At 67.0% G+C, this 21,394-nt stretch carries 20 protein-coding genes; 14 read left to right on the top strand and 6 right to left on the bottom strand.

Annotation, left to right across the window (positions count from 1 at the left end; genetic code table 11):
* On the top strand, positions 1-266 hold a 266-nt coding region (locus tag AB4Y44_RS29925; RefSeq protein WP_368701599.1), incomplete at its 5' end, for a 4Fe-4S dicluster domain-containing protein.
* A 96-nt stretch (positions 267-362) separates the two neighbouring features.
* On the opposite strand, the gene aroC is transcribed toward AB4Y44_RS29925, so the two are convergent.
* The 3 genes from aroC to AB4Y44_RS29940 all read right to left on the bottom strand — a co-directional run bounded on the left by aroC (position 363) and on the right by AB4Y44_RS29940 (position 4,144).
* On the bottom strand, positions 363-1,463 hold the full coding sequence (gene aroC / locus AB4Y44_RS29930; protein ID WP_368701600.1) for a chorismate synthase: 1,101 nt from the start codon (positions 1,461-1,463) through the stop codon (positions 363-365).
* Between the two features lie 135 nt (positions 1,464-1,598).
* The gene (locus AB4Y44_RS29935; RefSeq protein ID WP_368701601.1) at positions 1,599-3,584 is read right to left on the bottom strand and encodes an MFS transporter; all 1,986 of its coding nucleotides are present in this window, start codon (positions 3,582-3,584) and stop codon (positions 1,599-1,601) included.
* A 104-nt stretch (positions 3,585-3,688) separates the two neighbouring features.
* On the bottom strand, positions 3,689-4,144 hold the full coding sequence (locus AB4Y44_RS29940; protein ID WP_069268653.1) for a CBS domain-containing protein: 456 nt from the start codon (positions 4,142-4,144) through the stop codon (positions 3,689-3,691).
* Positions 4,145-4,439: 295 nt separating this feature from the next.
* Here AB4Y44_RS29940 and AB4Y44_RS29945 point away from each other — a divergent pair, with 295 nt between their 5' ends.
* The 3 genes from AB4Y44_RS29945 to AB4Y44_RS29955 all read left to right on the top strand — a co-directional run bounded on the left by AB4Y44_RS29945 (position 4,440) and on the right by AB4Y44_RS29955 (position 7,037).
* Complete coding sequence (locus tag AB4Y44_RS29945; protein ID WP_368701602.1) at positions 4,440-5,786, top strand: O-acetylhomoserine aminocarboxypropyltransferase; 1,347 nt, start codon at positions 4,440-4,442, stop codon at positions 5,784-5,786.
* The gene (locus tag AB4Y44_RS29950; RefSeq protein ID WP_368701603.1) at positions 5,783-6,622 is read left to right on the top strand and encodes an alpha/beta hydrolase; all 840 of its coding nucleotides are present in this window, start codon (positions 5,783-5,785) and stop codon (positions 6,620-6,622) included. The genes AB4Y44_RS29945 and AB4Y44_RS29950 overlap by 4 nt, the downstream gene beginning before the upstream one ends.
* Positions 6,623-6,716: 94 nt before the next feature.
* A complete protein-coding gene (locus AB4Y44_RS29955) occupies positions 6,717-7,037 on the top strand; it encodes an Mpo1-like protein (protein WP_342924562.1) in 321 nt (106 codons plus the stop codon).
* 46 nt (positions 7,038-7,083) lie between these two features.
* Here AB4Y44_RS29955 and AB4Y44_RS29960 read toward each other — a convergent pair whose 3' ends face one another.
* The gene (locus AB4Y44_RS29960; protein WP_368701604.1) at positions 7,084-8,385 is read right to left on the bottom strand and encodes a YihY family inner membrane protein; all 1,302 of its coding nucleotides are present in this window, start codon (positions 8,383-8,385) and stop codon (positions 7,084-7,086) included.
* Between the two features lie 180 nt (positions 8,386-8,565).
* On the opposite strand from AB4Y44_RS29960, the gene wrbA reads away from it, so the two are divergent.
* From wrbA to AB4Y44_RS29980, 4 genes are all read left to right on the top strand, one after another.
* Positions 8,566-9,183: an NAD(P)H:quinone oxidoreductase gene (gene wrbA / locus AB4Y44_RS29965; protein WP_342924564.1), complete on the top strand. Its 618-nt coding sequence runs from the start codon at positions 8,566-8,568 to the stop codon at positions 9,181-9,183.
* A 68-nt stretch (positions 9,184-9,251) separates the two neighbouring features.
* On the top strand, positions 9,252-9,596 hold the full coding sequence (locus AB4Y44_RS29970) for a DUF2069 domain-containing protein (protein WP_368701631.1): 345 nt from the start codon (positions 9,252-9,254) through the stop codon (positions 9,594-9,596).
* Between the two features lie 144 nt (positions 9,597-9,740).
* Positions 9,741-11,177, top strand: coding sequence for an FAD-binding oxidoreductase (locus AB4Y44_RS29975; protein ID WP_368701605.1), 1,437 nt, complete (start codon positions 9,741-9,743; stop codon positions 11,175-11,177).
* Positions 11,178-11,207: 30 nt separating this feature from the next.
* Positions 11,208-12,014 (top strand): metallophosphoesterase, encoded by an 807-nt coding sequence (locus AB4Y44_RS29980; protein ID WP_342924610.1) that lies wholly within the window; start codon positions 11,208-11,210, stop codon positions 12,012-12,014.
* Between the two features lie 22 nt (positions 12,015-12,036).
* Here AB4Y44_RS29980 and AB4Y44_RS29985 read toward each other — a convergent pair whose 3' ends face one another.
* Complete coding sequence (locus AB4Y44_RS29985) at positions 12,037-12,180, bottom strand: hypothetical protein (RefSeq protein WP_342924566.1); 144 nt, start codon at positions 12,178-12,180, stop codon at positions 12,037-12,039.
* 163 nt (positions 12,181-12,343) lie between these two features.
* Positions 12,344-13,282, bottom strand: a complete 939-nt coding sequence (locus AB4Y44_RS29990) for a LysR family transcriptional regulator (RefSeq protein WP_342924567.1) — start codon at positions 13,280-13,282, stop codon at positions 12,344-12,346.
* Positions 13,283-13,438: 156 nt separating this feature from the next.
* Here AB4Y44_RS29990 and AB4Y44_RS29995 point away from each other — a divergent pair, with 156 nt between their 5' ends.
* From AB4Y44_RS29995 to AB4Y44_RS30020, 6 genes are all read left to right on the top strand, one after another.
* Entirely contained in the window at positions 13,439-15,067 is a 1,629-nt protein-coding gene (locus tag AB4Y44_RS29995; protein ID WP_368701606.1) for an efflux transporter outer membrane subunit, read from the top strand.
* An 11-nt stretch (positions 15,068-15,078) separates the two neighbouring features.
* Complete coding sequence (locus tag AB4Y44_RS30000) at positions 15,079-17,325, top strand: FUSC family protein (protein WP_368701607.1); 2,247 nt, start codon at positions 15,079-15,081, stop codon at positions 17,323-17,325.
* A complete protein-coding gene (locus AB4Y44_RS30005) occupies positions 17,315-17,515 on the top strand; it encodes a DUF1656 domain-containing protein (RefSeq protein ID WP_028208049.1) in 201 nt (66 codons plus the stop codon). The genes AB4Y44_RS30000 and AB4Y44_RS30005 overlap by 11 nt, the downstream gene beginning before the upstream one ends.
* A 40-nt stretch (positions 17,516-17,555) precedes the next feature.
* Positions 17,556-18,419 carry an HlyD family secretion protein gene (locus AB4Y44_RS30010; protein ID WP_028208048.1) on the top strand — a complete coding sequence of 288 codons (864 nt, stop codon included), beginning with the start codon at positions 17,556-17,558 and terminating at the stop codon, positions 18,417-18,419.
* A 264-nt stretch (positions 18,420-18,683) separates the two neighbouring features.
* Entirely contained in the window at positions 18,684-19,319 is a 636-nt protein-coding gene (locus AB4Y44_RS30015) for a hydrogenase maturation protease (RefSeq protein ID WP_368701608.1), read from the top strand.
* 176 nt (positions 19,320-19,495) lie between these two features.
* Positions 19,496-21,394, top strand: a complete 1,899-nt coding sequence (locus AB4Y44_RS30020; RefSeq protein WP_342924571.1) for a propionate--CoA ligase — start codon at positions 19,496-19,498, stop codon at positions 21,392-21,394.

Consider the following 21,394-nt stretch of genomic DNA (forward strand, 5'->3'; position numbering starts at 1 on the left):
ACGAAGAGAACCAGCCGGCGCACCTCACGCTCAAGGACGCGAGCGTGCCCGTGAACGTGAACCTGCGCACCTACGCGGGCCCCGAAGCGCGCTTCTGCCCGGCCGCGGTGTACGAGTTCATGAAGAACGACGACGGCAGCGACCGCCTGCAGATCAACGCGCAGAACTGCGTGCACTGCAAGACCTGCGATATCAAGGATCCGACGCAGAACATCGTGTGGGTCACGCCCGAAGGCGGCGGCGGCCCGAACTATCCGAACATGTAAGTCCGGCAGGCGAAAAAAAGCCGCTTCAGGTGTGAGCCTGAAGCGGCTTTTTTGTTGCCCGCGCAACGCGTGCGGCTCACGCCGCACCGGTCGACGTCACTCGTCGCTGGCCGCGATCTTCGGCGTCGTCACGACGACGTCGGCATTCTGCGCACGGTGGCGCAGCGCGTGATCGATCAGCACGAGCGCGAGCATGGCCTCGGCGATCGGCGTCGCGCGAATGCCCACGCACGGGTCGTGGCGGCCGAAGGTCTCGACCGTCGCGGGATCGCCCGCCTTGTCGATCGAGCGCCGCGGCGTGCGGATGCTCGAGGTCGGCTTGATGGCGATCGAGACGGTGATGTCCTGCCCCGTCGAAATGCCGCCGAGCACGCCGCCAGCGTGGTTGCCGTGGAATCCATTGGGCGTGAGTTCGTCGCCGTGCACCGAACCGCGCTGTGCGACGCTCGCGAAGCCTGCACCGATCTCCACGCCCTTCACCGCGTTGATGCCCATCATGGCGTGTGCGATGTCGGCGTCGAGCCGGTCGAACAGCGGCTCGCCCCAGCCCACCGGCACCCCGCTCGCCACCACGTTCACACGCGCGCCGATCGAGTCGCCGTCCTTGCGCAGCGCGTCCATGTAGCTCTCGAGCTGCGGCACGAAGTCGGCGTTGGGCACGAAGAACGGATTCTCGTGCACGTGCTCCCAGCTCACGAACGGCACGTCGATCTCGCCGAGCGCGCGCATGTAGCCGCGCACTTCCACGCCGAAGCGCTCGCGCAGCCACTTCTTCGCCACAGCGCCCGCCGCGACCGTGGGCGCCGTGAGGCGCGCCGACGAACGGCCGCCGCCGCGATAGTCGCGAATGCCGTACTTCTGCCAGTAGGTGTAGTCGGCGTGACCGGGGCGGAAGGTCTCGACGATGTTGCCGTAGTCCTTGCTGCGCTGGTCGGTATTGCGGATCAGGAGCGCGATGGGCGTGCCCGTGGTGCGCCCTTCGAATACGCCCGAGAGAATCTCGACCCTGTCCTCTTCCTGGCGCTGCGTCACGTGACGCGACGTGCCGGGACGGCGGCGGTCCAGGTCGATCTGGATGTCGGCTTCGGTGAGCGCCATGCCGGGCGGGCAGCCGTCGATGACGCAGCCAATGGCCGGGCCGTGGGATTCGCCGAAGGTGGTGACGGTGAAAAGCGTACCGAGCGTGTTGCCGGACATGGCGGTCGTCCAAAGTGAATCGGGGAATCCAGCATTATGCCAGCCTGCGCGCGGCGACGCCCGACCGGGCGGTCGGGCCTTCCGGCGAGAAGAGGCGGCGCGTTGGGTGGCGCGTACGCGCCGCGTGGCCCGGCGTCAGCGCCGCGCGCCGCGCAGTTCTGCCACCGTCTCCTGCAAGCGCTCAAGCGTAGCGTCCGCCGCCGCGATCGGCTCGCCCACCGCGAGCGTCAACCGGCTCGTCAGACCGCGTCGCAGCGGCCGCTCCTGGCCGGACCCCGCAAAGCGCGAGAACGCACTGCCCCACAGCCCGCGCAACGCCATCGGCACGACCGGCACGGGCGAGCGCCGCAAGATTTCGCTCACGCCGTGGCGAAACGGGTTCAGCTCCCCGGTGCGCGTCAGCTTGCCCTCGGGAAAAATGCAGACGAGGTCGCCCTCGGCCAGCGCGGCCGCGCACGCATCGTAGGCAGCAGCTAGCGCATCCGGGTCCTCGTGCGCGGGCGCAATCGGAATCGCCTTGGCGTGGCGGAACACCCAGCCGACGAACGGCGAGCGGAAGATCTGCTGATCCATCACGAACCGGATCGGCCGCGGGCTCTCGGCCATGATGACAATCGCATCGACATAGCTCACGTGATTGCAGACGAGCACGGCGGCGCCCTCGGCCGGTATGCGTTCGGTATGCACGAGCCGCACGCGGTAGACCGTATGCACGAGCACCCATGCCACGAAGCGCAGCAGGAACTCGGGCACTAGCGTGTAAATGTAGGCCGCCACGACGATATTGAGCAGCGCCGTGGTCAGAAAGATGCCGGGAATGCCGACGCCCGCGGACGTGAGCGCCATCGCCATGAGCGCAGAGACGATCATGAAGAGCGAATTGAGGATATTGTTCGCGGCGATGATGCGCGCGCGGTGGCTGGGCGCACTGCGGCTCTGGATCAACGCGTAGAGCGGCACGCTGTAGAAGCCGCCGAACATGGCGAGCAGGAACAGGTCGGCGAGCACGCGCCAGTGCGCGGCGGTGCGCAGGAATTCGCCTACCGAAAGCAGATGGGACGCGGCAGGCAACGCATGGCTCGCAAAGAAGAGATCGATGCCGAACACGCTCATGCCGATCGAGCCGAGCGGCACGAGGCCCACCTCGATGCGCCGCCGCGAGAGCCTCTCGCAGAGCAGCGAACCCGAGCCGATGCCGAGCGAAAACATCGCGAGCAGCACGGTCACGACGTCGGGGTCGGCCGACATCACGTCCTTCGCGAAATTGAAGAACGAGGCGAGAAACGTCGCGCCCACGAACCAGAGCCACGAGATGCCGAGCAGGCTCAGGAACACGGTGCGGTTGCCGTGCGCGAGGCGCAGGTTGCGCCAGGTCTCGGACACCGGATTCCAGTTGATGCGCAGGCCCGGCTGCGACGGCTCGCACGGCGGCACGAAGGCCGACGCCACGCGCCCCACGAGCGCGATCGCGATGCACATGCCGCCGAGCCACCATGCGCCCAGCGGCGGCCCAAGGTCCGCATGAGCAGACGCGGGATCCATCGCCCCGATACCCGCGGCCACGCCCCCGACGATCGTCCCGAGCAGGATTGCGACGAAGGTGCCCATCTCCACGAGCCCGTTGCCGCCAACCAGTTCATCGGGCGCGAGACGCTGCGGGAGGTACGCGTACTTGACCGGCCCGAACACGGTCGAATGCACGCCCATCAGGAAGGTGCACGCATACAGCAGCGGCGCGCTGTGCATCCAGAAGCCGGCCGCGCCGATCACCATGACCGCGATCTCGAAGGTCTTGACCCAGCGCGTGAGCATCGCCTTGTCGTACTTGTCGGCGACCTGGCCCGAGGTCGCGGAAAACAGCACGAAAGGCAGGATGAAAATGGCCGAGATGAGGAATGCGACCGTCTTCGGATCGACGCCCGAAAAGCGCGCGGCCTGATACGTGACGAGCGAGGTGAAGCCGATTTTGAAGACGTTGTCGTTCATCGCCCCGAGGAACTGCGTCCAGAAAAACGGGGCGAAACGGCGCTGGCGCAGCAGTGCGAACTGCGAAGCGTGGTCACCCTCATGGTGCACTTTGCGCTTGTCGCGCTGCGCCGCGGGCATCGGTCTATCGTTCATCGAACAGGAATCACACTGACAGAATTCATGGGGCCCAGACGCGAAAAAGCGCGCCTGATGCGCGCTTTTTCATCCTGATCAATCGGGCGTTAGTCGGGCTGCGCTCAGCGCGCCGGCTGACGCTCCTCTTCGGGCCAGTCGCGAATATACGCCTTGAGCAGCTTGTTCTCGAAGCCCTGCGCTTCCACCACGGCCTTCGCCACGTCGTAGAACGAGATCACACCCATGAGCGAACGGCTTTCCATGACCGGCAGGTAGCGCACATGGTGCTCGAGCATCATGCGGCGCACTTCGTCGACCTCGGTTTCCGGCGTGCAGGTGATGGGATGATCGTCCATGACCTTGCGGATCGTCGTGGTGCCGACGCTGCCGCCGTTTGCGCGCAGCGTGAGGATGATCTCGCGGAACGTGAGCATACCGACCAGATCGCCGTACTCCATGACGACGAGCGAGCCGATATCGTGCTCGGCCATGGTGTTGACTGCCTCGTTCAGCGCAGTGTCGGGCGTGACGGTGTAGAGCGTGTTGCCCTTCACCTTGAGGATGTCGCTGACACGCATGATGTGTCTCCAGGAATGCCGCTAGTAATGGGGGAAATGCTGAAAAGATGCCTACCTGATTCGATCCTAGCGGAAAGATTGTTAAAAGGAAAGCCGCGCGGCGGGCGCCCAGCGGCGTACCGAAACGTCTGCCGAAAGCCGTCGCGAGGGGGTTTCCGGCGCGAATCCGGCCACGCGGGACGCCCTCCATCCGGCCCGAAAAACGACCGGCCGGGCGTCCCCGCGCCCCGCCGCCGGTGTTACGATGCCCTTCACCCCCGACACCAGGCCGGTTTGCGCCGGCCGCGCCGCCACGATGTCATCAAATCCTGGATCGACTCCCGATAGCCGCTTCGACACGCTCGCGCTGCATGCGGGCGCGGCGCCCGACCCCGCCACCGGCGCCCGCGCGACGCCGATCTACCTCACCACCTCGTTCTCGTTCCGCGACACCGACCACGCCGCCGCGCTCTTCAACATGGAGCGCGCGGGCCACGTGTACTCGCGCATCTCGAACCCGACCGTCGCCGTGTTCGAAGAGCGCGTGGCCGCGCTCGAAGGCGGCGCGGGCGCGATCGGCACCGCGAGCGGCCAGGCGGCGCTGCATCTCGCGATCGCGACGCTGATGGGCGCGGGCTCGCACATCGTCGCCTCGGCGGCGCTTTACGGCGGCTCGCACAACCTGCTGCACTACACGCTCAAGCGCTTCGACATCGAGACGACTTTCGTGAAGCCAGGCGACCTCGACGCCTGGCGCGCGGCGCTGCGGCCCAACACGCGTCTGCTGTTCGGCGAAACGCTCGGCAACCCGGGCCTCGACGTGCTCGACATCGAAGCCGTCGCGCAGATCGCGCACACGCATGGCGTGCCGCTCCTCGTCGATTCGACGTTCACCACGCCTTACCTGCTGCGCCCCTTCGAGCACGGCGCGGATCTCGTCTATCACTCGGCCACCAAGTTCCTCGGCGGCCATGGCACGACCATCGGCGGCGTACTGGTCGACGGCGGCACGTTCGACTTCGAAGCGTCGGGCCGCTTTCCCGAACTCACCGAACCCTATGCGGGCTTTCACGACATGGTGTTCAGCGAGGAAAGCACGGTCGCGCCCTTCCTGCTGCGCGCGCGCCGCGAGGGCCTGCGCGACTTTGGCGCGTGCCTGCACCCGCAGGCCGCGTGGCAATTGCTGCAAGGCATAGAAACGCTGCCGCTGCGCATGGAGCGGCACGTGGCGAACGCGCGGCGCATCGTCGAATATCTCGCCGCGCACGAGGCGGTCGAATCGGTCGCGTGGCCGGAACTGCCGAGCCATCCCGATTACGCGCTTGCGAAGTGCCTGCTGCCGCGCGGCGCGGGCGCCGTGTTCAGCTTCAACCTGCGTGGCGGCCGCGCGGCGGGCAAGCGCTTCATCGAAGCGCTCACGCTGTTCTCGCATCTGGCCAATGTCGGCGACGCGCGCTCGCTCGTGATCCACCCCGCCTCGACCACGCATTTCCGCATGGACGCCGCCGCGCTGGCCGCCGCCGGCATCGCGGAGGGCACGATCCGGCTCTCGATCGGGCTCGAAGACCCCGCCGATCTGGTCGACGACCTCAAGCGCGCGCTGAAGGCGTCGCAAAAAACGGAAGCAGCGAAAGCCAAGCCCACCGGCAAGGAGGCGTCATGATCGTCGATGTCGCCGGCAAGCCGGTCTATGCCTACACGGCCTCGCGCGCGATCGAGCCCGCGCTGCCGTTCGCGGTGTTCGTCCACGGCGCGCAGCACGACCACAGCGTCTGGGCGCTGCAATCGCGCTATTTCGCCAACCACGGCTTCAACGCGCTGGCCGTCGATCTGCCCGGCCACCTGCGCAGCGCGGGTCCGGCGCTCACGAGCATCGGCGCGCTCGCCGACTGGCTCGCCGCCCTGCTCGACGCGCTGAACGCCCCGCGGGCCTTCGTCGCCGGCCATAGCATGGGCTCGCTGGTCGCGCTCGAATTCGCGGCGCGCCATCCGGAGCGCGCCCAGCGCATCGCCCTGCTCGCCACTGCATTCCCGATGACGGTCGCGCCAAGCCTGCTCGAAGCCGCGCGCGAGCGTGAGCCGGAGGCGATCGCGCTCGTCAACGCGTGGTCGCACTCGACGCTCGCCGCCAAGCCGTCGAGCCCCGGGCCGGGCTTCTGGCTGCGCGGCATGAACCAGCGGCTCATGGAGCGCGTCTCCGCGCGCGGCGAGCCGCAACTTTTCCATACCGATTTCGCGGCGTGCAACGCCTATGCGGACGGCCTGACCAGCGCCGCGAAAGTGCGTTGCCCGGTGCGCCTGATCCTCGGCAAACGCGACGCGATGACGCCCCCGCGCGCAGCGCGCGCCCTCGCCGAGGCGTTTGCGCAAGCGGGCACGCCCGCGGACACGGTCACGCTGGACGCCGGCCACGCGCTGATGACCGAGCAGCCCGATGCGACGCTCGACGCGCTCTACGCTTTTGCAATGCAGCAAACACCGCGCGTGGGCAACGGCTGACGGCTGTGACCTCCCTGGTTGCACGGTCGTTCGGAACGCTGGAGAATGGCTGAATCAACCATCCCCTGCGTACCCACGCAGAAAGGAGGAGACGATGCAACCCACCACGCATACCGAGCATTTTTCGAGCTTCGCGCAGTTCTATCCGTTCTACCTGAGCGAGCACAGCAATCTCATGTCGCGGCGGCTGCATTTCATCGGCTCGCTTGGCGTGATCGGCTTCGTCTGCATGGCGATCGCCACCGGCAACTGGCTCTGGCTGCCGCTTGCCATCGTGTGCGGCTACGGCTTCGCGTGGTTCGGACATTTCAAGTTCGAGAAGAACCGTCCAGCCACTTTCCGTCACCCCATCTACAGCTTGATGGGGGACTGGGTCATGTTCGCGGATATCTGCCGCGGCAAGATTTCTCTTTGATTCGAATGCGATGCGACGGCGCGCCTGTCATGGGCGCGCGGCCTCGTCACGCCGCCGGATGCGGGAGCACCGGCGGATGCTCCTCCGTGAGCGCCGGGAAACGCCGCGTCGCGAGCAGCGACGCGAGTGAAATCGCGAGCTTGTCGTTGTCGAGCGCACCGAGCAGCAGGTGCGCATCGATACTGCTCGACTTGAGCTGATACGCCAGTTCCTTGCGATCGATCGCGAAGCGGTCGAAGATGCGCGTCACCGAAATGCGCGCAGGATTGCCGATCAGCAGGAACAGCGTCTTCGCGCGCTCCTCCTGCTCGAGACGCCCCACCAGTTCATCTTCTTCGAGGCCGTCGATCAGGCGCGTGACCGTGGCCAGGTCGCGCCGCAGCAGCTGCGCGAGCTGCTCGGTCGTGCGGCCCGGCTCACCCGCTTCCCGCGCATCGGCGAGACCCGCGAGCAGTTCGAGCGCGTCGAGCAGATCGCTGCCCGGAAAGCGCGGCTTGTCGAAGCGCCCGGTGCGAATTTCGGGCAAGGCGGAGGTGATCATCGCGCCTACGAGCGTGATGAACCAGCTCAGGTACATCCACAGCAGGAACATCGGCGCGGCCGCGAAGGCGCCATAAACCGCCGTGTAAGTCGGAATGCGCCGCACGTAGTAGCCAAAGCCGCGCTTGGCCGCCTCGAAGGCGATCGTCGCGGCAATGCCGCCCACCAGGGCGTCGCGCCACTGCACGCGGCAGTTCGGCAGATACACGTAGAGCATCGTGAACGCGAGCGCCGTGAGCGGCAGGGATGCGCCAATCAGCATCCAGTCGAGGATGCCCGAAACGTGCTGCTCGGTCGCGATCACGGCCGAACGCGTGAACACGTACGAGGAGATCGACAGGCTCACGCCGATCAGGATCGGCCCGAGCGTCAGAATGGCCCAATAGACGAGCACGCGCTGAGCGAACGGGCGCGCCTTGCGCACGCGCCAGATCAGGTTGAAGGCCGACTCCACGGTCATCATCGTCATGACCGACGTGACGAAGAGCACGATCATGCCCATCGTCGTGAGGCCCTTGGCCTTCGAGGCGAACTGGTTCAGGTACTTGAAGATCTGGCTGTTGATCTGCGCCGGCATGAGATGGTCGGCGAGAAAGGCCTGCAGCGAGTTCTGGAACGAAGCGAAGATCGGGAACGCGGTAAAGAGCGCGAATGCGACCGTAGCGAGCGGCACGAGCGAGAGGAGCGTGGTGAACGTGAGGCTGCCCGCGACCTGCGGAATGCGATCTTCGCGGCTGCGCCGCGCCGCGAAGCGCGCGAGCCGCTTCACGATGTCCAGATCGATCTTCACCCTCGACAGCACATCCATTGGCCTGCTTTCCTCGCCACCGTGAACACTTCGATTGCTGCGCTTTCTAACCACCCATTCCGCGCGCACGCAGTGTACCTATTTGCCGATGATTTGCACGTGACATGCGCGTCGCTCGCCGGTGCCCCGCTGCGGCGGCAGACCCAACCCCTATAATATCCCGTCCACCGACGAGGCCCGATGAAACCGATTCTTGTGCTCTATTACAGCCGGCATGGCGCAACGCGCGAACTCGCGCGCGCCATCGCCCAGGGTATCGACAGTGTTCCCGGCGCCGAAGCGCGCGTGCGCACGGTGCCGCCCGTCTCGACGGTCTGCGAGGCCACCGCGCCCGACATCCCCTCCGACGGCCCACCCTACGTCGAGCTGCGCGACCTCGAAGAATGCGCGGGTCTCGCGCTCGGCTCGCCCACGCGCTTCGGCAACATGGCCGCGCCGCTCAAGTACTTTCTCGACGGCACCACGCCGCAGTGGCTTTCGGGTGCGCTCGCGGGCAAGCCCGCTTGCGTGTTCACTTCGACCGGCAGCCTGCACGGCGGCCAGGAGAGCACGCTGCTCTCGATGATGCTGCCGCTGCTCCATCACGGCATGCTGCTCGTGGGCATCCCCTACACGGAAAGCGCGCTCACGACCACGCAGGGCGGCGGCTCGCCCTACGGCGCCTCGCATCACGCGCGCCAGGACGCGCGCGGCCACGGTTTGAGCGCCGATGAAAGGACACTCGCGAGCGCGCTGGGCGTGCGGCTTGCACGCGCGGCGCTCGCACTTGCCACTACCGAGCAAGGCCAGCGGCTGTGAACACCCGCGTGGACGGCGTCACCGAACCCATCGTCCAGCGTCGCGGCGCCGCGCTTGGCGCTTTTGCGATGCTCGCCGCGCTCACGCTGCTGTGCATCGCGTGGGAATGGCGGCTCGCGCCACTGCGCCCCGGCGGCAGCGCGCTCGTACTCAAGGCCGTGCCGCTCGCCATCGCCCTCCCTGGCGTGCTGCGACGCAGGCTCTACACGCTGCAATGGGCGGCGATGCTCGTGCTGCTCTACTTCGCGGAAGGCATCGTGCGCGGCATGACCGATCCCGCGCCCGGCAACCGGCTCGGCTGGGTGGAAGTCGCGCTGGCTCTTGGCTTCTTCGCGTGTGCGCTTGCCTATGTCGCGCCGTACAAGCGCGCTGCAAAGCGTGCCGCGAAGCCCGCGAAACCCGAGTCCACCTAAGCGGCTCCCTCCGCGCCGCGACCGCCTTGTCCACGAGCGCTGCGTGAAGGCTATCACCGTGTCAAACTAGGTATTTGAGCCTCGCGACTTCATGACAATCGCGCCGTGAGCCAGCCCAGCCCAGGCGCGAATTCCCGAGACACCATGACCGACTCCACCCCGACCGCCTGCCAAGCCTTTCTCGACGCCTGCGCCGCCGCCATCGGCGCGCACTACGTGCTGACCGACGCCCACGACACCGCGCCCTACCTCGCCGACTGGCGCCGCCGCTACCAGGGCGCGGCCGTCGCCGTGCTCTGCCCGGCCAATGCGCAGGAAGTCGCCGCGGTCGTGAAGCTTGCGCACGAGCATCGCGTGGCGCTCGTACCTCAAGGCGGCAACACGGGCCTCGCGGGCGGCGCGACGCCGGACGCGAGCGGCAAGCAGGCCGTGCTGAGCCTGCGCCGCCTGAACCGCGTGCGCGAAATCGATCCGCACAACAACACGATCACCGTCGAAGCCGGCGTGATCCTCGCCGAAGTGCAGGCGCGCGCAAAAGATGCGGGCCGCCTCTTCCCGCTTTCGCTCGCGGCCGAAGGCAGCTGCACGATCGGCGGCAATCTCTCGACCAACGCGGGCGGCACCGGCGTGCTGCGCTATGGCAACACGCGCGAGCTGTGTCTCGGCCTCGAAGTCGTCACGCCGCAAGGGGAGGTCTGGGACGGTCTGCGCGGGCTGCGCAAGGACAACACCGGCTACGATCTGCGTGACCTCTTCATCGGCGCGGAAGGCACGCTCGGCATCATCACCGCCGCGGTCATGAAGCTGCATCCGCTGCCGGCCGCGCGCGTCACCGCGCTCGCTGCGCTCGGCTCGGCGCATGCGGCGCTCGACTTCCTCGCGCTCGCGCAGCGCTACGCCGGGCCGCTGCTCACGGGCTTCGAGCTGATGTCGGACTTCTGCATGGCGCTCGTCAGCCGTCATTTCCCGCAACTGCGCTATCCGTTCGCGGAGCATCATGCGCAGGTCGTGCTGCTCGAACTGTCGGACAACGAAAGCGAAGAGCACGCACGCGCCCTCTTCGAGCGGCTCATGGAAGAAGCGCTCGAACAAGGTCTCGTAGAAGACGCGGTGGTCGCGGAAAGCCTCGCGCAGTCGCAGGCGTTCTGGAATATCCGCGAGCACATTCCGCTCGCCCAGGCGCAGGAAGGGCTGAACATCAAGCACGATATCGGCGTGCCGATCTCGCGCATCGGCCATTTCATCGAGGAAACCGATGCCGAGATCGCCCGCGCGGTGCCCGGCGCGCGCATGGTCACCTTCGGCCATCTCGGCGACGGCAATCTGCACTACAACGTGCAGGCGCCCGAAGGCGGCGACCCGAAGCGCTTCCTCGCCGACAACGAGAAGACGCTGAACCGCATCGTCTACGACAGCGTGGATCGCCATCGCGGCACGATCAGTGCGGAACACGGCCTCGGGCAGTTGAAGATCGACGAGAACATGCACTACAAGAGCGAGGCCGAACTCGCGCTGATGCGCGCGATCAAGACCGCGCTCGATCCGCTGAACCTGATGAATCCGGGGAAAGTGCTGCGCTGAACGCGCGGGACGCAAGGAGCCGACATCGTGTTGAAGATCCGCGTGCTGTCCGACCTGCATCTGGAAAACGACGAGCCCGACACGATCCCGCACGCGCAGGCCGATCTCGTCGTGCTCGCGGGCGACATCCACAATCACGGGCTGGGCTTGCGCTGGGCGGCGGAAACGTTCGATCCGCAGGTGCCGGTGGTGTACGTGCCCGGCAATCACGAGTACTACGACGGCGATCTCGGCGCGCTGGAAACGGCGATGCGCGACGCCGCCTCCACGCTCGACAACGTACACTTTCTCAACGACGGTGTGTACGTCGATCCGGCGGGCCGCTTTCGCGTGCTCGGCACGACGCTGTGGGCGGACTTCGCACTCTTCGGCGCCGACGACGCCGCGCGTGAGGCCTCCGTCGCGGCCGCGATGCGCGTGATGCTGGACTTTCGCGGATTGATCCAGGTGTCCTGGCCGGATAGCCCGCAAGCGCTCGCGCGCGACTTCACGCCGGCCGACTCGCTCGCGCTCCACGCGCGGTCGCGCGCATGGCTCGAAGCGGAACTGGCAAAGCCCTTCGCGGGCGAGACGATCGTCGTCACGCACCACGCGCCGCACAAAGGGAGTCTCGCGCCGCGCTACGCGGAGGATCGGGTGTCGGCGGGATTCGTGAGCGATCTCGACGCGCTGGTGCGCGCGCCTGTCGCGCTATGGATACATGGCCACACGCACACGTGCTTCGACTACACGGTCAACGGCACGCGCGTGGTGTGCAATCCGCGCGGCTATCGCGACCGCCGCACGGGGCAGCCGGAGAATCCGGCCTTTGCATGGGACAAGGTGGTGGAAATCTAGCGAGGCAAACGTGCCCGCAGCCTTAGCGCAGGCGTGCGTCGTCGCGGCGCACGCGCAGCGTCACGGGCTGCAGTTGCGCGCGGCGCATGCGCAGCAGATCGCGCGATGCCGCGATGCCGATCAGGCCCATCATCACGGCGATGCCGATCATCAGATGCGTATCCATTCGAGTTCCCGGTATTGGCAAAAGAGGGTTGCGTGAAACAGTCCCGCTACCTTACCAAGCCGCCGCCCCGCCGGGCGTAAGGAAGTGTTGCCATCTGCGCAAGCTGTAACAGGCTGTCACAACCCGCGCGCGCACCTTTTGACCGGCTGCGAGTGCAACCGGCTCAGGTGCGCGCGAACTGGCGCAGTTCGTTCTGATCGCGGGCGAGCGTCGCAGGCATGCTCTCGCGCAGCAGTTCGACCCATGTGCGGATCTTCGCATCGAGATACTGGCGCGACGGATACACCGCAAAGACGTTCATCTCCTGCGACTTGTACTCCGGCAGGATCCATTGCAGCTCGCCGCTGCGCAGACCGCTGATTGCCGAATAGATCGGCAGCAGGCCCACGCCCATGCCCTCGCGCACGGCCACCGCCATCGCCTCCGCCACGTTCACCTGGAAGGTCGCCGGGCCGAGGTCGATCGTGGTCTCGCCTTCAGGGCCCGTGAACTGCCACTGCGAGGTCGGGAACACGGGCGTCACCATCTGCAGACAGGTGTGGTTCGCGAGATCGGCGGGCTTTTGCGGCACGCCGCGCTTTTCCAGATACGCCGGCGAGGCAACTGCGATGCTGCACGCACTCGCGAGCCGCTGCGATACGAAACCGGAATCCGGCAGATCGGTCGCGACCACGAGGGCCACGTCATAACCTTCGTCGAGCAGGTCCGGCATGCGCTGGGCGAGCGTGAGTTCCACGTGCACGTCCGGATAGAGCTGCTGATACTGCCCCACCGCCGGCACCACATAGTGCTGGCCGAAGCTCGTCATCGCGTGGACCTTGAGCTTGCCCGAGGGGCGCGCATGCGCGTCGCCGGCTTCCGCTTCGGCCTGATCGACGTAGGCGAGGATCTGCTCGCAGCGCTGCAGGTAGCGCTCGCCCGCCTCGGTGAGCGCGATGCGGCGCGTCGTGCGGTTCAGGAGGCGCGTGCGCAGGTGCGCCTCCAGATCGGAGACCGCGCGCGAAGCGTAAGCCGTGGTCGTGTTCAGGTATTGCGCCGCGCCCGTGAAGCTGCCCGCCTCCACCACCCGGACGAATACACGCATGTTTTGAAGCGTATCCATACCAATCCTCTATCTGACACACGAATTGTTGCATATTTTGCAAGATCGATTGTCTCACGTTCCGTAAAAATGCCTTGCATCCTTACCGGTTATTCATCAATCGCGCAAAAAATATAATGACGCACAGTGATTCATAGTCAAGATAAGGAGTAAATCGTGCAGTCTCCGGTACCGAAAGGACTAGCCGCACTCACGGTTCTTACGTTCTCGTTGATAATCGCGGGCTGCGCCAGTACCGGGGGCATCGCACCGCAAGCGAAACAGGCCGAAGCCGCGCAACTCGACGCCGGCTCGGCGATCCGCGCGGCCGACACCGACGCCGGCTGGCCCGCCAGCGACTGGTGGCGCGGCTATAACGACCCTCAACTGAACGCCTGGATCGAAGCCTCCGTGGCCGGCAACCCCTCGCTTGCCGCCGCCCAGGCGCGTGTGCGCGAAGCGCGCTCGATGGTGGGCGTGGCACAGGCCGGGCTCCTGCCGCAAATCAACGGCAGCATGTCCATCCAGCGCCAGCAATGGTCCGACAACGTCTACTACGGGCCGGGCCCGCTCGCGGGTGCGAACACGTGGAACAACACGGCCACGCTCGGCCTGTCGTATCACCTCGATCTCTGGGGCCAGGACAAGAACAACGCCGAGCGCGCGCTCGACGTGGCCCACGCCACCGCCGCCGATGCGCGCGCGGCGCAACTCGAACTCGAAGTCAATGTCACGCGCACCTACATCGAGATGTCGATGAACTACGCGCTGCTCGACATTGCGAAGCAAACGCTCGCCCAGCAGCAGCGCATTCTCGCGCTCGCGCAAAAGCGCCTGGCAGGCGGCATCGGCACCCAGCTCGAAGTGAGCCAGGCGCAAACGCCGCTGCCCGAGTACGAACGCCAGATCGACGCGCTCGAAGAATCCATCGCGCTCGGCAAGAACCAGCTCGCGGCGCTCGCGGGCAAGGGCCCGGGCGCCGGTGAATCGATCGAGCGCCCTGCGCTCTCGCTCGCCGCGCCCGCGGGTCTGCCCTCGGCGTTGCCCGCCCAGTTGATCGGCTATCGCCCCGACGTGGTCGCGGCGCGCTGGCTCGTCGCCGCGCAGGCGCGCGGCATCGACGTCGCGAAGGCCGACTTCTATCCGAACGTGAACCTGCTCGTCTCGATGGGCGGCTACGCGGCGGCCGGTCCGCTGTTCCAGTTCCTCAAGTCGATGAGCGGCAGCTATGCGGCAGGCCCCGCGTTCTCGCTGCCGATCTTCGACGGCGGACGCCTGCGCGCGCAACTCGGCGCGCAGTCCGCCGCATACGACATCGCCGTCGATCAGTACAACCAGACTATCGTCACCGCGCTCAAGGAAATCGCCGATCAGGTCGTGCGCATGCGCTCGCTCGCGACGCAGGAAAACGACGCGCACCGCTCGGTCGCGGCCGCGCAGCGCAACTACGATCTCGCGCAGGAAGGCTTCCGCCGCGGCTTGACCGATTACGTGAACGTGCTGATTGCGCAAACGCAGTTGCTGCGCGCGCAGGAAGGCGTCGCGCACATCCAGGCCGAGCGGCTCGCCGCACATGCCACGCTCGTCGCGGCGCTGGGCGGCGGCATGATCGACGCATCGAGCGATGCGGCCGCGAAGGGTCCGACCGAAGCCGAGCAACTCCCCGCGCACGGCAAAAAGACGCGCGACGTGCCGCTCATGCCCGCGGCGCTGCTCGCGCCACGCGGCTCGCATGCGTCGTCCGGACCCGACGCCGCCGACGCGAGCGCATCGGGCAACGCCAGCGCAACCGGCTCGGCGCACTGAGGCAGACGACGATGCAAGCGTCCACTTCCTCACCCTCGCAGCCGGGCGGCCAGAGCCTCTACGCCGCGTTTGCCGACTGGGCGCGTACCGACGGCCTCGTCTGGATCTACCTCTTCAAGGTGATCGCCGCTGCGCTGCTCGCGCTCGGCATCGCCATGAAGCTCGATCTGCCGCAGCCGCGCACGGCCATGACCACCGTGTTCATCGTGATGCAGCCGCAAAGCGGTCCAGTGTTCGCCAAGAGCTTCTACCGGCTGTGCGGCACGCTCGTGGGCCTCGTCGTGATGCTCGCGCTGATCGGCCTGTTCGCGCAGCAGCCGGAACTCTTCATCGTCTCGACGGCGCTATGGGTCGGCCTGTGCACCGCGGGCGCCGCGCGCAACCGCAACTTCCGTTCGTACGGCTTCGTGCTCGCGGGCTATACGGCGGCGCTCATCGGCATTCCGGCCTCGCAGCATCCCGACGGCGCATTCATGTCGGCGATGACGCGCGTGGGCGAAATCTCGATCGGCATCCTTTGCTCGGGCTTCGTCAGCGCCGTGGTGTTTCCGCAGTTTACGGGCGAGTTGCTGCGCTCGAACGTGCGGCGCCGTTTCTCGTCGTTCGTCGATTACGTTTCGGCGGCGCTTGCCGGGCGTGTCGATCGTTCGCATATCGAAGCGAGCAATGCGCGCTTCGTCGCCGACGTCGTGGGCTTCGAAGCGAACCGCAGCATGGCCGTGTTCGAGTCGCCCGACGCACGCATGCGCTCGGGGCGCCTCGCGCGTCTGAACACCGAGTTCATGACGGTCTCCACGCGCTTTCACGCGCTGCATCAGTTGATGAACCGTCTGCGCGCCGATGGCTCCGCGGCCACCGTCGCTGCGCTCGAACCGTACTTCCGCGAAATCGCGCCGCTGTTCGCCAAAGCGGGTGAGCCGGTGCTCACGGCCGCCGACGCGACGCACGTCTCGAAGCAGCTCGACGACTACCGCTCGGCGCTGCCAAAGCGCGTGCGCGCCACGCGCGCGGAGCTCGAAGCACGGGGCGATGCGCGCCTGCTCGACTTCGACACCGCCACGGAACTGTTCTACCGCTTCGTGCACGAGATGACCGAATACACGGCCACCTACGCCTCGCTCGCCGTCGACACGCACGCGCGCGAAAAGTGGATCGCACGCTACGTGCCGAAGACGAACCTGATCGCGGCGGGCGTGGCGGGCCTGCGCGCGGCCATCGTGATGTCGCTGCTCGGCGCGTTCTGGATCGCCACCGCGTGGCCGAGCGGCACGAACCTCGTGCTCAATGCCGCCGCGACCTGCGCGCTCGCCTCGTCGGCGCCGCAGCCCTCGCGCATGGCGACGCAGATGGCGCTCGGCACCGTGCTCGCGTCGATCGTCGGCATGATTCTCACGTTCGGCGTGTTTCCGCATATCGACGGCTTCGTCATGCTGTGCATCGCGCTCGCACCCGCGCTCGCATTCGGCGTGTTCCTCACGACGCGCCCGAAGTACGCGGGCTGCGGCGTGGGCTACTGCATCTTCCTGTGCTTTCTCGCGGGGCCGGACAACGTCGTGCAGTACAACCCGGGCAGCTATATGAACGACGCGCTCGCGCTCATCGCCTCGATGGCGGTCTCGGCGCTGGCGTTCGCCGTGCTCCTGCCGCCCTCCACGCCGTGGCTGCGCCGGCGTCTGCTCGCCGACCTGCGCGGCGGCGCCGTGCACGCGTGCCGCGCACGCCTGAAGGGACTGCGCAACCGCTTCGAGAGCGGCGCGCGCGACCTGATGTTCCAGCTCTCGGCGATTGCCGGCAACGAGGACGAGCAACGCCGCGACACGATGCGCTGGCTCTTCTCGACGCTCGAAGTGGGCAACGCCGCGCTCGATCTGCGCCACGAACTGGCCACGCTGCCCGCGCATCCGCAGTACGCACGGGGAACGGCGTGGCGCGTGGCGATCGACGCGACGCTCAAAGCCGTGAGCGCGCTCTTCGATCGCCCGGGCGAGGCGCGCTACCGCGACGCGCTCGCGGCGACGGCGCGTGCCATCGACGCGAGCCAGACCGTGCTGCAGGGCATGTGGAAACCCGCTGCAACGAGCGCAGCCGAGCGTGGCGACGCGCCGCCGCGCGAAGAGCGCCACCAGTTGCAGCGCATCCAGAGCCATCTGCATTTCATCCGCACCGCGCTCATCGACCCGCAATCGCCGCTCGCGGCATATGCGGGCAACGAAGGCGCGAATCCTGGCGCGAGCCAAGGAGCCAACCATGCCTCGTGACGTCGCGTTTCTCGACGCCTATATCCCGGCGATCGTGCTGCTCTTCATTCTGGGCGCGGCGATCACCTGGGTGCTCGATTCCGTACTGGCCCGAACCGGCCTCTACCGGGTCGTGTGGCACCCGTCCCTCTTTCGCGTGAGCCTGCTCGTGGTCGTGTGCTGCGTGCTCGGTCTCGCGGTCTATCACTAAATGCGTCGCTGCATGCATCGCTGAACGAATCAACCGAATCATGACAATCCGCAACCTCATTGGCTTTATCGCGACGGCCATCATCTTCGTCGTCGCCATTCTGGTCGGGCGCGTCCTGTGGGTTCACTACATGGACGAGCCGTGGACCCGCGACGGCCGCGTGCGCGCCGAAGTGGTGAACATCGCCCCCGACGTCTCGGGCGCCGTGGTCGAGCTGCCCGTGAAGGACAACCAGTTCGTGCACAAGGGCGACCTGCTCATGCAGATCGATCCGTCGCACTATCAGATCGCCGTGGAGCAGGCCGAGGCCGCCGTGGCCGCGCGCAAGGCCGAGCTGACGATGCGCCAGGACGACGCGCGCCGCCGCGCCGATATGGACAGCGAAGTGGTCTCGGCCGAAAACCGCGAGAACGCGTCGCACACCGCGAACTCGGCACAGGCGCAGTACCAGCAGGCAATCGCCGCGCTCGACGCCGCCAAGCTCAACCTCGAACGCACGCGCGTGGTCTCGCCGGTGGACGGCTACATCACGAACCTGCAGGTGTTCCAGGGCGACTATGCGATCTCGGGCCAGGCCAAGCTTGCCGTGGTGGACAGCCATTCGTTCTGGGTCTACGGCTACTTCGAGGAAACCAAGCTGCCGCACGTGAAGGTGGGCAACAAGGCCGACATCAAGCTGATGAGCGGCGGCACGCTAGAGGGCCACGTCGAGAGCATCTCGCGCGGCATTTACGACCGCGACAATCCGCAAAGCCGCGAGCTGCTCGCCGACGTGAACCCGACCTTCAACTGGGTGCGCCTCGCGCAGCGCGTGCCGGTACGCATCCATATCGACAAGGTGCCGGACGACATGGTCCTCGCCGCGGGCACGACCTGCACGGTGGTCGTCAAACCGGGCACGTGATGGAGCCGTGACGGCGCGTACTGCCTGCCGGGCTACGCAAAAGCGCACGCGAAAAGGGAACGCCGGTTTGGCGTTCCCTTTTTTGTTGCTGTGCGCACACGGAGTGTTAGCGATGCCCGCACAGTGCGCCGACAGCGAATCGATGAGCATTGCAAAACATTGCCTTTATCACGTTAAAGCCTATCTCGATTGATACGCATCAACGGAAGTTTGTCGGATTACTCGGATTATTCCTATTCCCCACTCTTCCAATTCGCCATCAACGTGATCATTCGCCTCCATCGTCCTCACGAAATCGGCGCCATCCCGCGGACAACGCGCGAGGACGGCGCGGTGCGGGCCTTCGCGCGCCGCGCACTGGCCGGACTCGCGAAGCGCCAGACCCTCGCGCCGCAGCGGGTGGTCGTGCTCGGCCTCGGCAATGTTCAATGGGGCGATGCGGGCGTAGGCGTGCTCGCGCTCGAGCGCCTGAAGGCGACCTGGCAATGCCCCGCGCAGGTCGAACTCGTGGAAGGCGGCACGCGCGGCCGCGCGCTTCTGCCCGTCGTCGAATCCACGCAGCGTTTGCTCGTGCTCAGCGCCATCGATTTCGGCCTCGAGCCGGGCGCGCTGCGCGTCCTCACCGGCGATGCGGCGGCCGAATACCTCTACACGCGCCGTCCGAGCCGGCCCGGCATGGGCTTCGCCGACGCGCTCGCCTGCGCGCAACTGAGCGGCCGCTCGCCGCGCGAGATCGTGCTGATCGGCGTGCAGCCGCAAGGCAGCGATTGTTACGGCGCGGGCTTGTCGAGCACGGTGCGCGCGCGGCTCGATGCGACTGTCGATGCCGCCCGGCTCTGGCTGCGCCGCTGGCGCGTCGCACCGCTGCCGCGTCTCGAGCATCCCGAAATCGGCGGCTGAACGCCGCGCAGGGGTTGCGCGGGCCTTCCACGCGCCCGGCGGGCGCGCCGCATGCGCCCGTATGAGGAAATCCGCGGGACAACCCGCGTTGCCCGCGCGCATTGCACTGCACTATCCTGAAAAACTGCGCCAGATCCGGCCAATGGCTGCACCATCAGCACGGGAGGAAGGTAGTCATGCGTTACCGCGATTTTCACCGCGAGTCGGTGGCGAACCCCGACGACTTCTGGCGCCGCGAGGCCGGGCGCATCCATTGGGAGACGCCGTTCGACCAGGTGCTCGACCGCTCGAACCCGCCGTTCGCGCGCTGGTTCTGCGGCGGCCGCACGAACCTGTGCTTCAACGCCGTGGACCGTCACCTCTCGGCGCGCGCGCACCAGAATGCGCTCGTCTACGTCTCGACCGAGACCGGCATCGAGCGGCGCTACACCTACGCCGACCTGCACGCCGAAGTGAACCGCATGGCCGCCGTGATGCGCTCGCTCGGCGTCGCGCGCGGCGAGCGCGTGCTGATCTATCTGCCGATGATTCCCGAAGCCGTGTTCGCCATGCTCGCCTGCGCGCGCCTGGGCGCGATCCACTCGGTGGTGTTCGGCGGATTCGCCGCGCCGAGCCTCGCTGCGCGCATCGACGACGCGAAGCCCGTGCTGCTCGTGACCGCCGACGCCGGGGCGCGTGGCGGCAAGGTGATCGACTACACGCCGCTCGTCGACGAAGCCATGGCGCGCGCCGAATACGCGCCGCCCAAGGTGCTGCTGATCGACCGCCAACTCGCGCCCGAGCGGCTGAACGCGCCCTATCTCGTCGACTACGAGCCGCTGCGCGAGCAGCATTACGACGTGCAGATTCCCTGCGAATGGCTCGAATCGAACGAGCCTTCGTACATCCTCTACACCTCGGGCACGACGGGCAAACCCAAGGGCGTGCAGCGCGACGTGGGCGGCTACGCGGTGGCGCTCGCGGCATCGATGGAATACATCTTCGAAGGACGCGCAGGCGACACCATGTTCACAGCGTCGGACATCGGCTGGGTGGTGGGCCATAGCTACATCATCTATGCGCCGCTGCTCGCGGGCATGACCACGGTGATGTACGAAGGCACGCCGGTGCGCCCCGATGGCGGCATCTGGTGGCGCCTCGTCGAGCAGCACCGCATCAACCTGATGTTCACGGCGCCGACGGCCATTCGCGTGCTCAAGAAGCAGGACCCGGCGCTGCTGCACTGCGCCGACCTGTCGAGCCTGCGCACGCTCTTTCTCGCGGGCGAACCGCTCGACGAGCCCACGGCCGCATGGATCTCCGATGCACTCGGCAAACCCGTCGTCGACAACTACTGGCAGACCGAGACCGGCTGGCCGATGCTGGCGATCCAGCGCGGCGTCGACCCGCTGCCGCAAAAGCTTGGCTCGCCGGGCGTCCCCTGCTATGGCTACGACCTCGTGCTGCGCAACGAACATACGGGCGAGCCCTGCGCGCAAGGCGAGAAAGGCGTGATCACGCTCAGCTTCCCGTTGCCGCCCGGCTGCATGCAGACCGTGTGGGGCGACGACGCGCGCTTCGTGAAAACGTACTGGGACAGCGTGCCCGGCCAGCAGGTGTATTCGACCTTCGACTGGGGCGTGCAGGACAGCGACGGCTACGTGACGATCCTCGGCCGCACCGACGACGTGATCAACGTGGCGGGCCATCGTCTCGGCACGCGCGAGATCGAGGAGGCGATCTCGTCGCATGCGGCAGTCGCGGAAGTGGCCGTGGTGGGTGTGAACGACGCGGTGAAGGGTCAGGCGGCGCTGGCTTTCGTCGTGCTGCGCGATGCGAATGCGGCCGCCAGCCCCGCCGATGCACAGAAGCTCGCCGCTTCGCTCACCGCGACGGTGGACCGCCAGCTCGGCGCGATCGGCCGGCCCGCGCGCGTGCACTTCGTGCCGATGCTGCCCAAGACGCGCTCGGGCAAGCTATTGCGCCGCGCGATTGCGGCGCTCGCCGAAGGGCGCGACCCGGGCGATCTGCCGACCATCGAGGATGCCTCGGCGCTGCAGTCGATTCGCGAGGCGGTGAGCGCAGGCGACAGCTGA

Origin of the sequence: Paraburkholderia sp. BR10937 (genome assembly GCF_040965695.1) — a bacterium.
In the GTDB taxonomy this organism is placed as follows: domain Bacteria; phylum Pseudomonadota; class Gammaproteobacteria; order Burkholderiales; family Burkholderiaceae; genus Paraburkholderia.